The organism is Empedobacter tilapiae (assembly GCF_004785645.1).
Lineage (GTDB): Bacteria > Bacteroidota > Bacteroidia > Flavobacteriales > Weeksellaceae > Empedobacter > Empedobacter tilapiae.
Genome location: NZ_SRPE01000011.1, coordinates 122,813 through 142,303, shown reverse-complemented (window position 1 = coordinate 142,303; position 19,491 = coordinate 122,813). Strand labels below are relative to the sequence as shown.

Below are 19,491 nucleotides of genomic sequence, written 5' to 3'. Positions count from 1 at the left end.
CTTTCAGCGGTTAATAATGTTTCTAACGCATTAGCGACGGTTTCAGCTAATAATAATGGAACATTTTTATTAGATAAATCGGATAATAAAATTAAGATGTATGAAAATAATGTTTGGGTAGCACTTTCTAATGTAGGTGATTCTTCCAATGCTTTTACAAATACAACATCAGAGATTGGGGAAGGAATTACCATAGGATCAGAAACTACTCAATCAAAAGGAGTTTTGGTATTAGAATCGGATAACAAAGCAATGATACTTCCAAAAATAGCAAATCCTCACACAACTGTAAAAAGTCCTTATCCAGGAATGATCTGTTATGATACGGTGAGTAAAGCACTTGCTGTATTTGATGGTAAAGTGTGGAATTATTGGAAATAAAAATATACACTAATGAATTTCAAAGAAATACATATTGGGACTTTAATCAATCAAGCAGTCATAGAAAATAAAATAGAACTATCCCGTATTTGTAAATTTATGAAATGTACAGAGCAAGAAGTAAATGAAATGTATAGTATGAGCAGTTTGGAAATTGAAGTTGTATTAAAATGGAGTAAATTATTAGAGTATGATTTTTTTCGTTTGTATTCTCAACACTTGATTTTATATGCTCCTATTAAAAAAGATGATAGTGAGAAAGTAATCAATAATTATAAATCATCTTTACCCCAATTTCGTAAAAATATTTATACGAAAGAAATGATAGATTATATTTTAAATAAAATAGACACGGGAGCAATGAAAAAGTCTGAGATAAAAGAACGATATAATATCCCAACAACAACTTTGTATAAATGGATTAGTAAATATAAAAATTCAACTAAATAAGAATCTCATTACTACACAAACTTATTCTAATTATAACCTTAGTCACTAATCATTTATTATGATTAGTGACTTTTTATAAACAAAAAAAATGAAAAATGAAATAAATTATAAAACACTTTATACAGATATAATAAATGATCTTTACCCAGATAAATTATTACAGTGTCAAGAAATATTGAATAAAGAAACTTTATCTATTTTTAATGTGCTGGAGCTAAATAAACTCATTTTTGGAGAGTTGAATCAGAATAATAATGGATTTAACCAAAGATTAAAATCTTATTCGAAAAAGGATATTTTACTGATATTAGATTACCAAAAAAAACATAGATTAAATAATTCTCAATTGGCTAATCATTTTAATTTAAGTAGAAATACTGTTGCTAAATGGAAGAAAATGTTTATTTAATATATAAACTTTATACTCTTTTAAGCAAAGTTTGTTTTGCTATTTTTTAATAGTGTTAAAAATTTCACTTACAAATCTATACTAATAAATTACGATTAATACTTATTTATTGTAAGTATTAATCGTAATTATATTATTACCATTTTGGGTAATAGTTGTTACTTTTATTGGATAAAAATCCTTATCAAATTCATATTTAGTTTCATTATACTTTATATTCCCATTTAGAAAAGTCTCTGTTGTTTTATTCAAAGGTTGATCATTCGTAACAATATAAGCGAAAGGAGCATTAAAGTTTTTGATTTTATTACTTAAAAAAGTTCTAATTGTTTTTACATTTGAGATTGATTCAGTTTCAATTTCAGTAAGAAAATTGTCTTTATACTCTATTGATGAATCATATATTACTTCTCCTTTATTATTGTATTTTTTTGAAGAAACAATTTTTTTGTTTTCAATTTTATTAACACTTGTAGATATTAATAAATCATCAGAATCAAAAGATTGTATAGTGTAAATATTATCTTTTAAAGAATATATATTAGTATTCCTCAAATTATTATTTCTATATCTTTTTTCAATTACTTTATTGTTTGAATACTCATATTTTGAAATATTCACTTCATTTACATTTGAAGATATTCTTTCTGAAACAAAACCTGATTGGTTATCATATATGAAATTTTCGACTAGTTTACTATCATATCCTTCCGTATAAGTAATTCTTTCTATTAGTCTTTTTTCTACTATATTATTTTGATTTGTCTTAGAATCATCATCACTAGAACATGATGTAAATGAAATAAATGAGAATGTTAGAAATGTAAATAGTATAATTTTTTTCATGCTTAATTATTTAATTGAGTCAATCTTTAACTTTATATCGTTATTTTGATTGTTTTTAATATTTATCTACAATATCAATTAACTAGATCTTTTGAAAAATATTGTTCTTTGGTATAAATAGTATTGTCATAATCATTTCTTAATGCCATTTATATTTTATAAGTGGAATATGCAGTAATTAAAAAAAACAGAATTTAAAAGGTTTATTTAATTAAATTTTTACATGATTTTTAATTATAAAAAGAATAGAAAAAGATATAATTTTCTTTTAAATAAATAACCGGACTACCATGTATGTTAAAACTGGAATATATATATGATCCGATGACCTTGTAATTTTGGATGAAAATAAATCAAATTGAAAAAATTATTAAATCATATTGTTTCAGAACCAAAATTACATGTAAAGTGGCTCAATACACTTTCGTATATGGAAAATGCGGGAGCAAGAAAAATTTCGGCATGTGAACACAAAACTTTTATCAATCTTATACAACTGAAACATGCAGCAGAGGAACATCGCCATGCTTATTATTTGAAAAAGCAAATTGTAAAATTAATTCCAGATGCTTGTATCAATTATGAGCCTATTTATCTTTTAGCGCCAAAAGCAACAATCTATTATTTACATCAATTAGATATTCAGGTTTGTCGTTTATTGAAGAAAGAATTTAAGCTTGAAGGAGAAGATTTAAAATACGCAGCTTATTTGTTTGTGACTTATGCTATAGAAGTTAGGGCAGATGAATTGTATCCAATATATCAAGATGTTTTGACGGCGCATCAACAAAAAGTGATGGTGAAATCTATTATTGTTGAAGAAGAAGGTCATCTTGAAGAAATGATTTCTCAATTAAAAGAATTTCATAATGAATGGGAAATTTATGCAAATCAAGTGATACAACTAGAAGAAACGTTGTTTGGGCATTGGATTTCTGCAATTGAAAATGAACTGAATAATGTTGAGAAATTTTAATTCATTGCGACTATCTCTATTTGAAAGAGAGCAAAAAGGAATTAAAAGAGCATTAAAAGTTCGCTCTTCAGGAATTGATTTTTATAGTAATGATTATTTAGGATTAGCTAAAAATGAAATTTTACATCAGCAAATTTTAAATGAGTTTATAGCACAACCAAGTTTACTTTATGGTTCTACTGGAGCACGTTTGATTAGTGGGAATTCCGATTATCTAAGTGAAACGGAAGAAATGATTGCGAATGAACATAAAGTAGAAGCTGCATTACTTTTTTCATCTGGATATGATGCTAATTTGGCACTTTTCTCTTCACTTTTAACTCGACATGATACTATTTTAGTTGATGAAAATATTCATCGATCAGTGCATGATGGGATTAAATTATCCAACGCAAAAAAGTTAAAGTTTAAACATAACGATTTAGATCATTTAGAGAAACTATTGCAAAGAGTAGAAGAGCGTTGTTTTATCGCAGTAGAAAGTTTGTATTCGATGGATGGCGATTGTGCTCCATTAATTGAACTGGTCGAATTAGCCAATAAATACAATGCAGCATTAATAGTAGATGAAGCTCATGCTTTTGGTGTTTTTGGTTACGGATTGGTTCATCAATTGGGATTACAACACAAAGTATTTGTAACGGTTGTAACCTATGGAAAAGCGATGGGAATGAGCGGTGCTTCTATTTTAGCTAATCAGTTAGTGATTGATTATCTCATTAATTATGCTTCACCTTTTATTTACACCACAGCTATTGCTGATTTTCATGTGACAGGTTTACGAAAAGGTTATCAGTTTATCAAAGAAAATAAATCGCTTCAAGAAAGTTTACAACATAATATCTCACATTTTAGAAATAGTGGTTTAACGAGTTCTTCGAATAAAAATAGTCCAATTCAAATTCTAAAGTTTGAATCTACAAACCAATTAACCAAAATCAAAAATCAATTAGAAGATGCTGGAATAAACACTTTTGCGGTTTTTCCACCTACAGTAGTAGAAGGAGAAGAGTGCTTACGAATCTGTTTACATGCTTTTAACACACAAGAAGAAATTAATCAATTAATAGAAAAGATAAAAGAAAATGTCTAAACAATTATTTGTTACAGGAATTGGGACAGGAGTTGGGAAAACGATTGTTTCAGCAATATTAACTGAAGTTTTACAAGCCGATTATTGGAAACCAATACAATCGGGAGATTTAGATTCATCAGATAGTTTGTTGGTTGAATCGTTAACTTCTCCAAAACTGAAGATTCATCAAGAACGTTATCGCTTACAAAAAGCTGCTTCGCCTCATCAATCTGCAAAAGAAGAAGATATTGAGATCAATCTAAATGATTTTGAACTTCCCAAAACAATCAATTCTCTTATTGTTGAAGGAGCGGGCGGATTATTTGTTCCTATTAATGAAGAAGATTTTATGATTGATCTTATTCAGCAATTTAATCTTCCAACAGTTGTGGTTGCAACGAATTATTTGGGTTGTATTAATCATACATTATTAACGATTGAAGTACTGAAATTAAGAAATATCGCTATCGAATATTTTGTGTTTAATGGAGAGTTTGATGAAGACACTGCTCGTGTTATAAAAAATCATTTGCCTTCGGATATTTCTATCATCATTATACCAAAACTCAATTCAATAAACTCAAGCGAAGTTAGAAAAATTGCAGAAACAATTAAGCATCAATTTAATATTTAAAATACAATGAAAGTATCAAACGAAACACGTCATGATTGGACGAAAGAAGAAATCGAAAAAATCTATCATCAACCATTATTAGATTTAGTATATCACGCATCCAAAACACATCGAGAATGGCACAACGCAAGAGAAGTACAAGTATGTACCTTGTTATCTGTAAAAACAGGTGGTTGTCCCGAAGATTGCTCATATTGTGGACAAGCAGCGCGTTACCATACCGATATTAAAGTAGAAGCATTGTTACCAACAGCAACGGTATTAGCACATGCAAAGAAAGCAAAAGAAGCGGGCTCATCACGTTTTTGCATGGCAGCTGCTTGGCGAGAAGTACGAAATAATCGAGACTTTGATCGAATAATCGAAATGGTGAAAGGTGTAAATGAGTTGGGATTAGAGGTGTGTTGTACATTAGGAATGTTGACAGAAGAACAAGCAATTCGTTTACAAGAAGCAGGTTTACATGCTTATAATCATAATTTAGATACTTCCGAAGCTTATTACGATGAGATTATTTCTACACGTAAATTTGATAATCGAATCAATACAATACAAAATGTACGAAAAGCTGGGATTACAGTTTGTTCGGGCGGAATTATTGGTTTAGGAGAAACACATCAAGATCGAATTTCTATGCTATTAACTTTGGCAACAATGCCAAAACATCCAGAATCTGTTCCTGTAAATGCTTTAGCGAGAGTAAAAGGAACGCCTTTAGAAAATAATCCGAAAGTAGATATTTGGGATATGGTTCGTATGATTGCAACAGCTCGTATTGTGATGCCTTCTTCGGTTGTTCGTTTAAGTGCTGGTCGAATAGAAATGACAGAAGTTGAACAAGCTTGGTGTTTTATGGCTGGTGCGAATTCTATTTTTACAGGAGAACGTGAAACCTTATTGGTAACGCCTAATCCTGGGGTAACTGAAGACATGCAAATGTTTGAAAATTTAGGTTTACTACCAATGGTTAAACAAGAAACAGCTCAGACATGTACACATTAAAAGAGCGCGATCAGTTGGTGAATTGGCATCCTTATACGCAGATGAAAAAAGCCAATAATATTATTCCAATTGTAAGAGGAGAAGGAAGTTATATTTACGATGAAAATAACAAGCAATATATTGATGCGGTTTCATCGTGGTGGGTAACGTTGCATGGGCATGCGCATCCGTATATCGCACAGAAAATGCACGAACAGCTAACAACTTTGGAACATGTTATTTTTGCAGGATTTACGCATCGACCTGCAATTGAATTGTCCGAACGTTTATTAGCTCTTTTACCGACCAACCAAAAGAAAGCATTTTACAGTGATAATGGATCAACAGCGATTGAGGTTGCATTAAAAATGTGTTTACAATATCACTTCAATAAAAAAGAAGATAGACCTGTGATTTTAGCGTTCAAAAATGCCTATCATGGCGATACTTTTGGCGCGATGTCGGTGAGTGGAAGAGGAATTTGGACAGAACCTTTTAGTGAAAAGCTTTTTGATGTTATATTTATTGATACGCCGAATACAGAAAATATAGAAGCTATTAAAGCACAAATAAAAGAAGTTGCAACGAAAGTAGCTTGTTTTATCTATGAACCTTTGGTTCAAGGAGCTTCGGGGATGTTGATGCATCAAGCCGAATATTTAGATCAATTGATGCATTGTTGTAGAACAAATGATATTTTAATGATTCAAGACGAGATTTTTGTTGGATTTGGTCGTACAGGTAAATTATTTGCAGCAAATCATTTGACAGAAGTTCCAGATATTATGTGTTTTTCGAAAGGCTTAACAGGTGGTACTTTACCTTTGGGCGTTACAACTTGTACAGACGAAATTTACCAAGCCTTTTATGCAGATGATTTGAATAAAACATTATTCCACGGACATTCTTTTACGGCAAGTCCATTGGCATGTACTGCTGCGTTAGCAAGTCTTGATTTGTTGTTACAAACCTTTACACAACAGCAAATTGAAAATATAGTGCATCAACATCAATTTTTTGTTGCATCTATTCAAAATCATCCTAAAGTAAAAGCGATAAGACAATGCGGAACTATTTTGGCGTTGGAATGGAATACAGACGAAGAAACGTCTTATTTTAGTGATATACACGAAAAGCTGTATCCTTACTTTTTAGAGAAAGGTATATTGTTGCGTCCATTAGGAAATATAATTTATTTGGTTCCTCCTTATTGTATTTCGACTGATGATCTAAATTATATTTATGATACGATTCGTCAAGCTTTAATTGAATTGGTTTAAGTAATGAAACGTTGTTTACTATATGCTCAAAAGAACTTGAAATATAGGTAGAGCATTACGATCAAATCTTTTTCAATAATGAATTAATACCAGTATAAAAAGTGAAAACGAATAATTTCCGAAAAACCTATTATTTTTCGGAAATTGTTCGTTTAAGGACTTTTAAAAGTAAATATAAAATCACTTTCTCAATTGAATACTATCCGTATCTTGTCCGATGCCCATAGGAGTTGCAACGCGTGCGCATCGGAGAGTTAACGGAAGCGCTTCCGTCAACTCTCCGATGCGTATCCGTCAATTGATCGTTGGGCATCCGTGCAAAGAGCTGATTTATTGGTCGATTAACAATAGTTTATTTTCTCTCGTTATTCTTTCTTTTTACATAAAAATGTGACTAAGGAAAGTAAACAATAGTAGGCTGTTATTTTATGTGTCTATTTAGTGTTTTGACTTTATAGATTATAGTTTTATAATGAAAAAGAGAAAATTAATTTAGGTTTTCTCTTTTCATGTTTTTAAAATATAGCTTCTGCAACTGTTTTAGTATTATTTGAATTACTCATTGTGTAAAAGTGTAATCCAGGAACTCCAAATTCTACTAACTCTTTGCATTGATTGATGCACCATTCCAAACCAATTTGTTTTATAGTTTCTTTATCGTTCGCTTTTAGAACTTCCATAGATAAACATTCTGGTAAATCGATGTAAAAATTTTGAGGGATAGAAGTTAAATGATTAAATGATGTTAATGGTTTTATGCCTGGAATAATAGGAATGTTAATATCCATTTCTCGACATTTTTTAACAAAATCAAAATACTTTTGATTATCAAAAAACATTTGAGTTACAATATAATCTGCGCCTAATTCTACTTTCTTTTTTAAATAATACAAATCCATTCCAAGGTTAGGTGATTCGAAATGTTTTTCAGGATAGCCTGCTATTCCAATACAGAAATCCATAGCGTGAGACTCTTGTAATTCATCGTCAAGATAATTTCCTGTATTCAAAGCTGTAATTTGTTCTATTAAGTCAGAAGCATGTGCATGTCCTCCAATTTCAGGAACAAATGATTTCTCCGATTTGATAGGATCTCCTCGTAAAACCAAAAGATTGTCAATACCTAAGAAATTCAAATCAATTAAAGCATCTTCTGTATCTTCTTTTGTAAATCCGCCACAAATTAAATGTGGAATTGCATCTATTTTATAATGGTTTTGTATCGCAGCACAAATTGCAACTGTACCTGGTCGTTTTCTTACCTGATAACGTTTTAATAATCCATTTTCCTTTTGTTTGTAAATATATTCTTGTCGATGATAAGTGACATCGATAAAGGCAGGGTTTAATTCAACTAAAGGATCTAAAGTTTTGAACGTCGCATTGACATCTTGACCTTTTAAAGGAGGTAAAATCTCAACAGAAAATAGTGGTTTTCCATTCGCACGTTCTATATGTTCAGTTACTTTCATTCTTTATTTTATCGTTTAGCGAAGTTCGAATCTCGAATTTCGATTATATAATTTATTTTATAAGGGTGTTCCCTTTTGGCGGGCTTTTCGTTTCAATCTTTTTTGTTGATTTCGACTCCGCTCAATCAACAAAAAACGATTTTCACTGTAATCCCTAGCGCATTTTTGTTTTGTTCTACGTTCATTGTCATGTTGAACTTATTTCAGAAACTCATCCAAATTTGTGTGATCCTTCGACAAGCTCAGGATGAAAATATGTTTCTATTATTCCGAACTTGTCGAGGAGTCTGAGATTCTTCATTTAGCTAGAGCACAATGTACTTTTTACATAATACATTGTGCAACTCCTTACGCCAAATTAGGACTTAACCAGCGCTCAGCTTTGTCTAAATCAATATTTTTTCGAAGCGCAAAATCTTGAACTTGATCCATTTTTATTTTTCCGACACCAAAATATTTTGCTTCAGGATTTCCAAAATAATAACCCGAAACAGATGATACAGGATACATTGCTAAGGAGCTTGTTAACTCAATTCCTGCATTTTTCTCTACATCTAATATTTTGAAAATCGTTTCTTTTTCTAAATGATCTGGACACGCAGGATAACCAGGAGCAGGGCGAATTCCTTTGTATTTTTCTGAGATTAATTCGTCATTCGATAAAGTTTCATCTTTCGCATAACCCCAAACTTCTGTACGAATATATTTGTGCAAATATTCTGCATAAGCTTCAGCTAAACGATCGGCAATTGCTTTCACCATTATTGAATTGTAATCGTCTAAATTGGTTTCGTAAGCTTTTGCAACCTCTTCTATTTCTTGTCCAGTAGTTACTGCAAATGCACCGATATAATCTTGAATAGCTGAATCTTTCGGAGCGATAAAATCTGCAATTGAAATATTTGGTTGCTCTTTCGATTTTTTCGCTTGTTGACGAAGTGTGTAAAATTCCTCGATTTTGTTATCATTTTGATCAAACAATTCAATCGTGTCATCGTTTACCGTATTCGCTTTAAAAAGCCCAAAAACAGCTTTCGGTTTAGCTAAATTTTCAGCCTCGATTTTATTTAACATTGATAAAGCATCGACATATAATTCCTTGGCATTCGTTCCGACAATTTCATCTTCTAAAATAGCAGGGAACTTTCCGTGTAAATCCCATGTTTTGAAAAATGGCGTCCAATCGATAAAATCTCTTAATTCAGAAACTGTTGTTTGATGCGTGAAAACACCTAATTTATTTGGTTTAAAAGGTTTATTTTCTTCAAAATTAACTTTCAATTTATTTTTTCGAGCATCTTCAATCGATAGATATTCCTTTGATACAGCACGATTTAAGAAACCTTCTCTAATTTTTGTATAATCAGTAGTTGTTTCTGTAAGTAATTCTGCCTGTTGATTTCCAATTAATTTTTGACAAATCGTAACTGAACGCGAAGCATCTAAAACATGAATCGCTTTATCATATTCTGGCGCAATTTTAACAGCTGTATGAGCTTTAGAAGTCGTTGCACCACCAATCATTAATGGAATATCAAGATTAAGACGTTTCATTTCTTTGGCAACATGTACCATTTCATCTAACGAAGGCGTAATCAATCCAGAAAGACCAATCACATCGACATTATTTTTTTGCGCTTCATCTAAAATCGTTTCAGAAGAAACCATTACGCCTAAATCGATAATTTCGAAACCATTACAACTTAAAACAACTGAAACAATATTTTTTCCGATATCGTGAACATCACCTTTTACAGTTGCCATTAAGATTTTAGAAGGCTCTTTGTCTGTTTTATTTCTAAGTTTTTCTTCCTCTAAAAAAGGCGTTAAATAAGCAACCGACTTTTTCATTACACGCGCTGATTTCACAACCTGAGGTAAGAACATTTTTCCGCTTCCAAAAAGATCTCCAACGACATTCATTCCATCCATCAAAGGACCTTCGATAACGCGTAAAGGCGAACCAATTTTTTCTAAAGCTTCCGCAGTATCTTCGTCAATAAATTCTGTTATTCCTTTTACTAAAGAAATTTCAATTCGTTTTTCCAAAGGTAATTCGCGCCAAGCATCATCTTTCTTTTTCTCTTTTGTAACACCTTTTAGATGTTCAGCAAAATCAATCAAACGTTCTGTTGCATCATCTCGTCTGTCTAATAAGACATCTTCAACGTGTTCTAATAAATCTTTTGGAATATCATCATAAATCTCAATCATTTCTGGATTGACAATTCCCATATCCATTCCGTGTTTGATAGCGTGATATAAAAACGCTGTATGCATCGCTTCGCGAACTGCATTATTTCCACGGAACGAAAACGAAACATTCGAAACTCCACCTGAAACTAATGCATGCGGAAGATTTTCTTTGATCCATTTTGTAGCTTCAAAAAAGTCGATAGCATTACGGCGATGTTCGTCCATTCCTGTTGCTACAGGAAAAATATTTACATCAAAAATGATATCTCTTGGATTGAAATTTACTTGATTGACTAAAATATCATACGAACGTTTTACGATTTCAATTCTGCGTTCGTAATTATCAGCTTGACCTTTTTCATCAAACGCCATAACCACTGTTGCAGCACCATAACGTTTGATTTTCTTCGCATGTTCGATAAATAATTCTTCGCCTTCTTTTAATGAAATTGAGTTGACAATTGCTTTACCTTGAACATTTTTCAGCCCAGCTTCGATTATTTCCCATTTCGAAGAGTCAATCATAATTGGAACTTTCGAAATATCAGGTTCAGAAGCAATCAAACGCAAATATTTTACCATAGAAGCCACACCATCAAGCATACCTTCATCCATATTGATATCGATAATTTGCGCGCCACCATCTACTTGGTCACGTGCAACTTGAAGTGCTTCTTCAAATTTTTCTTCTTTGATTAATCGCAAGAATTTTTTAGAACCAGTTACATTTGTACGTTCACCAACATTTACAAAGTTTGAATTTTCGCGTACAATTAAAGGTTCTAATCCAGAAAGTTGAATTTTTACGCCTGACATCGCTCATCAATTTTTCGAGGTTCGTATTCTTTTGCTAAATCTGCCATCAATTTGATGTGCTCTGGGGTAGTTCCACAACATCCGCCTAAAATATTAACCAATTTTTTATCTAAGAAAGGTTTAATGAAATCTCGCATCATTTCAGGAGTTTCATCGTATCCACCGAAAGCGTTTGGTAAACCAGCATTTGGATATGCGCTGACATAAAATGGCGCTTTTTCGGCTAATACTTCCAAATATGGAATCAAATCTGTTGCACCTAAAGCACAATTTAATCCAACTGAAATTAAATCAATATGTTCTAATGAAATTAAGAAAGCTTCAGTCGTTTGACCAGAAAGAGTTCGTCCCGATTTATCTGTAATTGTTCCTGAAGCCATCAATGGAACATTGATTCCTGTTTTTTCTATCGCATCTTGAATTCCATAAAATGCAGCTTTCGCATTTAAAGTATCAAAAATAGTCTCAACTAAAAGTACATCAACACCAGCTTCTAACATTGTTTTTGCTTGACGATAATAAACATTTGCCAATAGATCAAAATCAACATCTCGATAACTTGGGTCGTTAACTTGTGGAGAAATTGACGCTGTTTTGTTTGTAGGACCTAAAGACCCCACTACAAAACGAGGTTTGTCAGGAGTAGAATATTCCTCACAAGCTTCTTTAGCTAAACGAACTGCTTCGTAGTTTAATTCATCAACCAAATCAACCATGTCATAATCAACCATAGAAATAATATTAGCATTGAACGTATTGGTTTCTATCAAATCCGCACCAGCAGCCAAATATTCTTTGTGTATATCTTTAATGATTTGTGGTTGTGTTAAAACCAATAAATCGTTATTTCCTTTTAAAGAAGTATGAAAATCCTTGAATCGTTCTCCGCGATAATCTTCCTCCTGTAAATTGTGCTTTTGGATCATTGTTCCCATTGCACCATCTAAAATTACAATACGCTCTTTTAGTATATCGTCTAATTTCATTCTAAATATTTTAAAAACCTTATAGGAAGAATTTGTGAAGTAAGTCCTTATCTTTCTCTATTTAGAGTAGGATGTAGCACCCAACTTTGCTTTGGGTTGCCAAGATATCTGCGGGCCTAATCCCTCCATCTTTCTTCATAAGGTATCTGCAAAATTATCTATTCTGCTTAAAATAAAAAAATGATAATGATTAAAATGATTATTTATAAAAGATGAAATAAAATATGTTAATCATTGTGAATATTGTAATTGATTTTATAGTTTGAAATAGTCTTTTTTTAGAAAATAATTCTGTTTAATTAATTATTAAAGGAAATAATATTTTATAATTTGTATTGTTATAGTGTTTATAGAATAATATTTTAAAAATTTAAAATATTCATAAAACTATTTTGTGATTTGTTTTTTATTTTCTTTTGTATTATTAGAATAATATTTTAATATATGTATAATCATAGAATTAAATTCTAAATAATATTAAAATACGTATACTTTTTAGAAAGTATTAAACTTTTAAAGAAAAATAAATTTGGAAATATAGAATTCTTTCGCCTAAATTTGTCGTCAGAAATAGTTCATTAAAATTTACATTTTATCAAGAAAAGTGGAGGGAAATGGCCCAAAGAAACTTTAGCAACCTGATTAACGAATCAAGGTGCTAAATCCATCCTTATAGGAAAGATGAATAAAAACTACTGTAAACCAATCATTCAATAATATTTTTTATTCAAAATGGTTCAATTGTTTTTATAGCAATTGAACCATTTTTTTTCTTCATTTTTCTTTGATAAATATTTAAAAACAAAACAAATAAATGAGAAAAATAAATATTGGATTGTTCGGGTTTGGAGTTGTGGGAGAGGGAATTTACAAGGTTTTAGAAGAAAAACCACAATTGAATGCAGTAATAAAAAAAATTGTAATTAAAGATGCTTCTAAACCAAGAAATGCTCCTTCTGAATTGTTTTCGACAAACGCAGATGAGATCTTAAATGATGATGAAATAAATGTAGTTGTAGAATTAATTTCTGATGCTGATGCGGCACATGATATCATAATAAAAGCGTTCAATAAAGGGAAGCATGTGGTAAGTGCAAATAAAAAATTGATTGCAGATCATCACAAAAAATTATTGGATTTGCAAGCAAAAAATAATGTTTCTTTTCTTTATGAAGCCTCTGTTTGTGGTTCAGTTCCAATTATTAGAAATTTAGAAGAATATTTTGATAATGACTTATTGAATTATGTTTCTGGAATTGTAAATGGTACAACAAATTATATTTTGACGAAAATGGCAAATGAAAATGAGTCGTATCAAGATGCCTTAAAAGCGGCGCAAGAAAGTGGTTTTGCAGAAGCTGATCCAACGGCTGATGTAGAAGGTTTTGATGCGTCGAGTAAATTAGCAATTATTACGTTGCATGCTTTCGGTAAAAAGATTGATGTTGATCAAGTTATTCGAAAAGGAATTACCTCATTGAAAGTGGAAGATTTTAAATACGCGAAAGAAAAAAATTATACTATAAAGTTGATTGCGAATTCTAAAATTAATCATCAAACAGGTGAAATAACATCAACAGTTTTACCAACTTTTGTTGAATTAAATAAAACAATTGCACTTGTAAACAATGAATATAATGGTGTTTTAATTGGAAGCTCGCTTTCGGATGAACAATTTTTATATGGAAAAGGAGCAGGGCGTTTCCCGACTTCTTCGGCTGTTTTGAGTGATATTTCTGCGTTGAAATATGATTATCAATATTCGATTCGAAAATATGAAAACCAAGAAGAAGGAGTTTTTAATCAAACAGGAAAAAAACGAATTTATATCGGTTTTGAGAATCAAGCAGATGATGTTTCAAACATATTTGATGAAATAGAAGAGCGTTATCAAAGTAAAAATTACAACCATATTGTTGGTGTGATTGATATAGAAAAGCTTAAACAAAAAGAGATTATTGAAAATCCAAAACTTTCGATAATTGCGTTTGAGTAAATTTTTGTGATTAAAAAGCCTCAATATTAATTGAGGCTTTTTTGTAAATCTAAAAATTAAGGTTTTTGTAAATACTTTTTCAATAAAAGTTTTAGTGGTTTATTTTTAATTAATCCTGTATAAGTCATTTCAATTTTATAATCTTTTGAGATTAAAACCCAATATGGATAACTAATTTGTTCGTTTTTATCAGTAAATTCTTCTAAAAACGGGTGAGTTTTTTTATTTGATTTAGGCTCATATTTTTTGTTTAAAAAAATAATTGGTTCATTCGTTTCTGCGTCAAATTCAATAAAATAAATGTCATTATTTAGAATTTGAAGTAATTCATCATCTTTTTTTAATTGTTTCTTTTGAATCATACAGTAACTACACCAATTAGTAGAAAAATAAAGTAGAATTGGTTTAGGATTTTCATTAAAAATTGAATTAAATTTTTCTAATGAAATCTGTGCTTGGAGATTCAATGATGATAAAATGAATATGAAGTACCAGATTTTCATTAACGTAAATTGTATCGGACACCTATAAAACCTCTTGTTCCCTGCATAGGTGTATAGCTGTAATCATTTGGCTCAAAAATAACATCGTTTCTTCCTTTAGGAGGAGTAACGCCATTTCCAGGTTCTCCAAATGGATCCCACCAACGAGCAATTACATCGCCTTTTGGTAAAACATTAAAAATATTTTTTACTCCACCATAGATTTCAATATTATTCTTAAATGATTTACTTAATTGAATATTTGCAATAAAAGTTGGTTTTGAATATTCTGGTCGATAATCATTTTCCACGCGAGGTAATTTCATTTTGTCATTATAATTGGCGGTTAAATCAATAGTAAAACCTTTTTTGAATGTATAACTTGCTAAGAAATTTCCAGACCATTTTGGTGCGTGATATTGAACTTCTTTTTCATCATCTTCTTTTTTGTAAACATCCATATAGGTAGCGCCAAGCATTATTTTTAAAGGAAAGTCAAATGTTGCATCTATATTTAAAGAAACTCCTTGAGAAATTGCGTGTCCGTTTAAATTATCGTAGATAATCTTTGTTTCATCTGTGTCTGTGTCAGCAATAATTTTATTTGTGAAATAAGAATAGAATGTTGTAAAATCAAAATTTAGAGCTGCAAAAGAAGTTGGTAGTTTAAACACATAATTAATATTTCCATTATATGATTTTTCAGGTTTTAATTCATTCTCAAAAACTACTTGTCTAGCTCCAGTTAATGCCCGATGATCTTCTGTGAAAACATTCACAACGCGAAATCCTGTACCAAAACTTGCTCTTAAAGTATGATGAGATGAAGGCGAAAATTTGTAAGCTACTCTTGGTGAATGTATTCCTTTATGTGTTTTATCGTAATCAAATCGATAACCAATCAAAAGCTTATTTTCAGTATTCAAAGTCCATTCGTCTTGTACAAAAACACCAGGAATAGGTGTATTCATTGGGTTGTTCTTGATTAGATTATTATTCTCATCATATTCTCCAGTACCTCTTGTGTTATCATCGTAATAAGTGTATTTAAATGAAGATCCTAAAAGTAAACTATGTTTTCCAATTATTTTATCCCAATAAGCTTGAGCAAAAATAACCTGTTGTTTTCCTTGATAAGATTCTAGACCATAAAATGAATTCTGTTGATGAAAATTATAAGAAAATTGAGTCATTATTTTTTCTTTTACAGGTAATTGATACATTCCTATCGCTTCAAAACGATTTGTCATAATACTTTCAGCATAAACTTCGTCACTTCCTCTGTGTAATTTTCTTTTCCAATTCATTTGACCTCCCCATCTATCTTCGTATAAATAACGTAAAGCAACAGACGCTGTTCTATTTTCTTGACGTTCAAAATCAAGTTTATTAAATAACGTGATACGATCTTGTAGAGTTACATCTGTAAAACCATCGTTATTTTTATCTTTTTTATTACCATATTTAAAGTAATTAAAGCCAAATAAACCATTTACTTTTTGTCCAATATTATATTTGTATCCTCCATCAAGATTGGTTTCCAACCAAGAAGTTGTAAAAGCATCCAAAGATAATTTTGGAGCAGATTTTGGAGATTTTGTAATTACATTAATTATACCGCCCATGGCTTCTGTTCCATAAAGGGAAGATGCTGGTCCTTTTACGACTTCTATTCGTTCAACTAAAGAATTTGGAATTCCGCTCAAACCATAAACTGTAGATAGAGAAGAAACAATTGGCATTCCATCAATTAAAATCATGGTATATGGACCTTCCATTCCATTAATATGAATATCACCTGTATTGCAAACGTTACAATTTAATTGCGGTTGAACACCATTTATTAACTGTACAGCGTCAAACAATGAAGGAGTTGGATTTTTTTGAAAAAATTTTGGCGTATAGATTTCAATTGGAACTGGACTATCAGATTTTTTTACAGCTTTCATTGTTCCCGTAACAACAATCTCATCCAAATTTTCAAAAGAATCTTTTACGCTAATGCTATCTTTCTGTTCTTGAGCATTAGATAGAATGGAGGTTAAGACAGTAAGTAAATAAAGTTTCGTCTTCATGTTTTAATATTATTTTATTTTTAATTTAAAAGTTAGACAAATCTAACAAAAATATTTAAAACAACACTTTTTATGTTTAAATAAATCTTTCAACTATATTTGTTCCTATGAATTCATTGGTCGAAGAAAATTACTTAAAAGCTTTATTTCACTTATCTAAAAATGGTAAAGGAGAAGTAAACGTGAAAGATTTAAGCAAGCATTTAGAAATAAAAATGCCTACAGTAAATAGTATGATGAAAAAATTAGCTGAAAAAGATTTAGTTATTTATGAGTCATATAAACCTCTTCGGTTGTCTGATAAAGGACGAATAAAAGCTTCTTTAATTGTAAGAAAACATCGTTTAACCGAAATGTTTTTAGTGGAAAAAATGGGATTTGGTTGGGAGCAAGTTCATGAGATAGCTGAGCAAATAGAACATATTCAAAGTTCAATTTTTTTCGATAAAATGGATGAATTATTGAATTATCCTAAATTAGATCCTCATGGTTCTCCTATTCCTGATAAAGAAGGAAGATTTGATCAAGTAAATTATAAAAAGTTATCAGAATTTAAACAAGGCGATTTAGTTGAGATTTGTGCTGTAACAGGCTCTTCTGATGAATTTTTGAAATATTTAAATTCTAAGAATATTCAATTAAATAATAAAATAAAAATAATTTCAGTAGAAGATTTTGACGGTACAATGATTGTAGAATTTGTTGATACCAAAATAAATGAAACATTTAGTAGTCATGTAACATCAAGATTATTAGGTAAATAATGATTGTTCAAGCTGTTTTATCAGTTTTACTGATTTTATTTTTTTTTGGATTTGGATTAATTTTTAAAAAAGTCTTTCCTATACTAAATTATTCAATTTCATTTACTGTCTTAAATGGAATGATTGGAGTAGGAGTATTAGGTTTTCTTTCTGCTTTTTTTATTCCTTTAAATAATATTTATGAAATAATTTTAATCGTAGTTTCATTGATTTCATTGATTTATCACAAAAATGAATTGAAGAAATCTTTCAAGAAAATGAGAAACATATCGTTATATTTTTATGTGTTTAGTTTTTTCGGGTTATTAACTACAGTAACATATCCATATATTTTAGATCACTTTGGTTACTATGTTCCAACAATAAAATGGTTAGATTATGCAGGTTTTGTAAAAGGACTTTCGAATTTTGAGTGGATTCTTGCACAAAATAGTTTTTGGCATATATTACAAGCTTCTGTAAATGAGAGTTTAGATATTTATTATCGCTTAAATTTTAGTCTATTTATAATTTTTAATTTGTATATTTTTGAATATAAGTATTATAAATTACTTTTTTTTAATGCATTATTTTTATTTTTTTTGAATACACCTTCACCAGATCTTCCTGTATTTATCTTATCAATATTATTGATTCACGAATATGTAAACTCTAAATTAGAAAATAACACGTCAAATTATTTGTTTTACGCAACTATTTTATTTGTAATAAAACCAATAAGTATTGTGTTATTATTGTTTTTTGGAATTGAATATTTGAGAAATAAAGAATATAAAAATTTAAAAGACAAAAATTTATTATTAATATTTTTTGTAGTAATTCTATTTATTTTCAAAGGAATCATAATTTCAGCAAACCCTATATTTCCGTTAGGTTTCACTTCTTTTGAGAGTCTATCTTGGGCATCGCCAAAAAGATTATATGAATTATCAGGTCAAAATGGAAAATTTATTCCGCTTAAAGATTCATACACTTTTGAAGAGGTTAGAGAAATGAATATTTTTGAATATTTAAAAGCAATTTTATTTTATAATTCAAGTAGATCATTGATTATGATTCTTATTTTAATGTTGATGATTTTTTCAACTATAATAAGTTTTTATAAAAAGAAATATACTTTTCAATTACTAACAATTTGTTGTTGGATTAAGTTATTGATAATGTTATTCTTTTCACCTCAATTCAGATTTTTATTAGATATTTTAGTTATTGATGGATTGATTATTTTAATTTTTTTGAATACAAAATTAGTAGTTAAATATTCTAAAGAATTAAGTTTTTGTTGTGTATTTCTTATTGTAATATTCATCGTTTTTCCTTTTATGACGAAATTTTTTCATTTAGATAATATTAGATCTTTTTCTTATCTAAGGAAAATAGAATTAAAACAGATATTTATTCCTGCGAATTACAACGAAATCAAATTTTCTCGTAAAAGAATAGGGAATTTAACTTATAATTATCCAATAGATTATCCTTTGATTTATTCAACAAAAGTTCCTGCTATAAGTCGTACCACATTGAATTCTTATTTAATATATGATGGCTACCCTCAACAAATAGATTCGACTGATGTGAAAAAAGGATTTTATTTTAAAGAGATGAATAAGAAGCAAAAAGAGAATATTTATAACTTTCTAAAGGAAGAAAAAAAAGAGCAAGTTAAGTAACT

General features: G+C 29.9%; 17 protein-coding genes and 2 riboswitches. Of the genes, 11 read left to right on the top strand and 6 right to left on the bottom strand.

The annotated features are described in order from the left end of the window. The 3 genes from E4J94_RS14950 to E4J94_RS14940 all read left to right on the top strand — a co-directional run. Nucleotides 1-381: hypothetical protein (locus tag E4J94_RS14950; RefSeq protein WP_135836596.1), on the top strand; the 381-nt coding region annotated here is incomplete at its 5' end. A 12-nt stretch (nt 382-393) separates the two neighbouring features. After that, nucleotides 394-831, top strand: coding sequence for a transposase (locus tag E4J94_RS14945; RefSeq protein ID WP_135836595.1), 438 nt, complete (start codon nt 394-396; stop codon nt 829-831). 88 nt (nt 832-919) lie between these two features. Next, the gene (locus E4J94_RS14940; RefSeq protein WP_135836594.1) at nt 920-1,240 is read left to right on the top strand and encodes a helix-turn-helix domain-containing protein; all 321 of its coding nucleotides are present in this window, start codon (nt 920-922) and stop codon (nt 1,238-1,240) included. Nucleotides 1,241-1,342: 102 nt separating this feature from the next. Here E4J94_RS14940 and E4J94_RS14935 read toward each other — a convergent pair whose 3' ends face one another. After that, the gene (locus E4J94_RS14935; RefSeq protein ID WP_135836593.1) at nt 1,343-2,086 is read right to left on the bottom strand and encodes a hypothetical protein; all 744 of its coding nucleotides are present in this window, start codon (nt 2,084-2,086) and stop codon (nt 1,343-1,345) included. A gap of 358 nt (nt 2,087-2,444) precedes the next feature. Between E4J94_RS14935 and E4J94_RS14930 the strand changes: the two genes are divergently transcribed. The 5 genes from E4J94_RS14930 to bioA are packed head-to-tail and all read left to right on the top strand — an operon-like array spanning nt 2,445 to nt 7,032. Continuing rightward, on the top strand, nt 2,445-3,062 hold the full coding sequence (locus tag E4J94_RS14930) for a hypothetical protein (protein WP_135836592.1): 618 nt from the start codon (nt 2,445-2,447) through the stop codon (nt 3,060-3,062). Next, nucleotides 3,046-4,155, top strand: a complete 1,110-nt coding sequence (locus E4J94_RS14925; protein WP_135836591.1) for an aminotransferase class I/II-fold pyridoxal phosphate-dependent enzyme — start codon at nt 3,046-3,048, stop codon at nt 4,153-4,155. The genes E4J94_RS14930 and E4J94_RS14925 overlap by 17 nt, the downstream gene beginning before the upstream one ends. After that, on the top strand, nt 4,148-4,771 hold the full coding sequence (gene bioD / locus E4J94_RS14920; RefSeq protein WP_135836590.1) for a dethiobiotin synthase: 624 nt from the start codon (nt 4,148-4,150) through the stop codon (nt 4,769-4,771). The genes E4J94_RS14925 and bioD overlap by 8 nt, the downstream gene beginning before the upstream one ends. 6 nt (nt 4,772-4,777) lie before the next feature. Continuing rightward, nucleotides 4,778-5,773, top strand: coding sequence for a biotin synthase BioB (gene bioB / locus E4J94_RS14915; protein WP_135836589.1), 996 nt, complete (start codon nt 4,778-4,780; stop codon nt 5,771-5,773). Beyond that, nucleotides 5,761-7,032, top strand: coding sequence for an adenosylmethionine--8-amino-7-oxononanoate transaminase (gene bioA / locus E4J94_RS14910; RefSeq protein ID WP_135836588.1), 1,272 nt, complete (start codon nt 5,761-5,763; stop codon nt 7,030-7,032). Before bioB ends, bioA begins: the two co-directional genes overlap by 13 nt. Nucleotides 7,033-7,547: 515 nt before the next feature. On the opposite strand, the gene metF is transcribed toward bioA, so the two are convergent. The 3 genes from metF to E4J94_RS14895 all read right to left on the bottom strand — a co-directional run bounded on the left by metF (nt 7,548) and on the right by E4J94_RS14895 (nt 12,502). Continuing rightward, on the bottom strand, nt 7,548-8,504 hold the full coding sequence (gene metF / locus E4J94_RS14905) for a methylenetetrahydrofolate reductase [NAD(P)H] (protein ID WP_135836587.1): 957 nt from the start codon (nt 8,502-8,504) through the stop codon (nt 7,548-7,550). Between the two features lie 348 nt (nt 8,505-8,852). Next, nucleotides 8,853-11,516: a methionine synthase gene (gene metH / locus E4J94_RS14900; protein ID WP_135836586.1), complete on the bottom strand. Its 2,664-nt coding sequence runs from the start codon at nt 11,514-11,516 to the stop codon at nt 8,853-8,855. Next, complete coding sequence (locus tag E4J94_RS14895) at nt 11,504-12,502, bottom strand: homocysteine S-methyltransferase family protein (RefSeq protein ID WP_135836585.1); 999 nt, start codon at nt 12,500-12,502, stop codon at nt 11,504-11,506. The genes metH and E4J94_RS14895 overlap by 13 nt, the downstream gene beginning before the upstream one ends. A 44-nt stretch (nt 12,503-12,546) precedes the next feature. After that, nucleotides 12,547-12,646, bottom strand: a riboswitch (SAM riboswitch). Between the two features lie 445 nt (nt 12,647-13,091). Further along, nucleotides 13,092-13,190, top strand: a riboswitch (SAM riboswitch). Nucleotides 13,191-13,316: 126 nt separating this feature from the next. Between E4J94_RS14895 and E4J94_RS14890 the strand changes: the two genes are divergently transcribed. Next, on the top strand, nt 13,317-14,498 hold the full coding sequence (locus E4J94_RS14890; protein ID WP_135836584.1) for a homoserine dehydrogenase: 1,182 nt from the start codon (nt 13,317-13,319) through the stop codon (nt 14,496-14,498). 56 nt (nt 14,499-14,554) lie between these two features. Here E4J94_RS14890 and E4J94_RS14885 read toward each other — a convergent pair whose 3' ends face one another. Both E4J94_RS14885 and E4J94_RS14880 read right to left on the bottom strand, forming a co-directional pair. Continuing rightward, entirely contained in the window at nt 14,555-15,001 is a 447-nt protein-coding gene (locus E4J94_RS14885; RefSeq protein ID WP_135836583.1) for a thioredoxin fold domain-containing protein, read from the bottom strand. Beyond that, a complete protein-coding gene (locus E4J94_RS14880; RefSeq protein WP_135836582.1) occupies nt 15,001-17,055 on the bottom strand; it encodes a TonB-dependent receptor plug domain-containing protein in 2,055 nt (684 codons plus the stop codon). The genes E4J94_RS14885 and E4J94_RS14880 overlap by 1 nt, the downstream gene beginning before the upstream one ends. A gap of 107 nt (nt 17,056-17,162) precedes the next feature. Between E4J94_RS14880 and E4J94_RS14875 the strand changes: the two genes are divergently transcribed. Both E4J94_RS14875 and E4J94_RS14870 read left to right on the top strand, forming a co-directional pair. Next, a complete protein-coding gene (locus tag E4J94_RS14875; protein WP_135836581.1) occupies nt 17,163-17,819 on the top strand; it encodes a metal-dependent transcriptional regulator in 657 nt (218 codons plus the stop codon). Continuing rightward, the gene (locus E4J94_RS14870) at nt 17,819-19,489 is read left to right on the top strand and encodes an LIC_10190 family membrane protein (protein ID WP_135836580.1); all 1,671 of its coding nucleotides are present in this window, start codon (nt 17,819-17,821) and stop codon (nt 19,487-19,489) included. The genes E4J94_RS14875 and E4J94_RS14870 overlap by 1 nt, the downstream gene beginning before the upstream one ends. Nucleotides 19,490-19,491 lie beyond the last annotated feature (2 nt).

Bases quoted from the DNA above. Each gene is read 5' to 3' on its own strand.
- E4J94_RS14875 (WP_135836581.1), top strand. From the start codon at position 17,163: ATGAATTCATTGGTCGAAGAAAATTACTTAAAAGCTTTATTTCACTTA.
- bioD (WP_135836590.1), top strand. From the start codon at position 4,148: ATGTCTAAACAATTATTTGTTACAGGAATTGGGACAGGAGTTGGGAAA.
- E4J94_RS14940 (WP_135836594.1), top strand. From the start codon at position 920: ATGAAAAATGAAATAAATTATAAAACACTTTATACAGATATAATAAAT.
- bioA (WP_135836588.1), top strand. From the start codon at position 5,761: ATGTACACATTAAAAGAGCGCGATCAGTTGGTGAATTGGCATCCTTAT.
- bioB (WP_135836589.1), top strand. From the start codon at position 4,778: ATGAAAGTATCAAACGAAACACGTCATGATTGGACGAAAGAAGAAATC.
- metH (WP_135836586.1), bottom strand. From the start codon at position 11,516: ATGTCAGGCGTAAAAATTCAACTTTCTGGATTAGAACCTTTAATTGTA.
- E4J94_RS14885 (WP_135836583.1), bottom strand. From the start codon at position 15,001: ATGAAAATCTGGTACTTCATATTCATTTTATCATCATTGAATCTCCAA.
- E4J94_RS14925 (WP_135836591.1), top strand. From the start codon at position 3,046: ATGTTGAGAAATTTTAATTCATTGCGACTATCTCTATTTGAAAGAGAG.
- metF (WP_135836587.1), bottom strand. From the start codon at position 8,504: ATGAAAGTAACTGAACATATAGAACGTGCGAATGGAAAACCACTATTT.
- E4J94_RS14880 (WP_135836582.1), bottom strand. From the start codon at position 17,055: ATGAAGACGAAACTTTATTTACTTACTGTCTTAACCTCCATTCTATCT.
- E4J94_RS14895 (WP_135836585.1), bottom strand. From the start codon at position 12,502: ATGAAATTAGACGATATACTAAAAGAGCGTATTGTAATTTTAGATGGT.
- E4J94_RS14945 (WP_135836595.1), top strand. From the start codon at position 394: ATGAATTTCAAAGAAATACATATTGGGACTTTAATCAATCAAGCAGTC.
- E4J94_RS14870 (WP_135836580.1), top strand. From the start codon at position 17,819: ATGATTGTTCAAGCTGTTTTATCAGTTTTACTGATTTTATTTTTTTTT.
- E4J94_RS14935 (WP_135836593.1), bottom strand. From the start codon at position 2,086: ATGAAAAAAATTATACTATTTACATTTCTAACATTCTCATTTATTTCA.
- E4J94_RS14890 (WP_135836584.1), top strand. From the start codon at position 13,317: ATGAGAAAAATAAATATTGGATTGTTCGGGTTTGGAGTTGTGGGAGAG.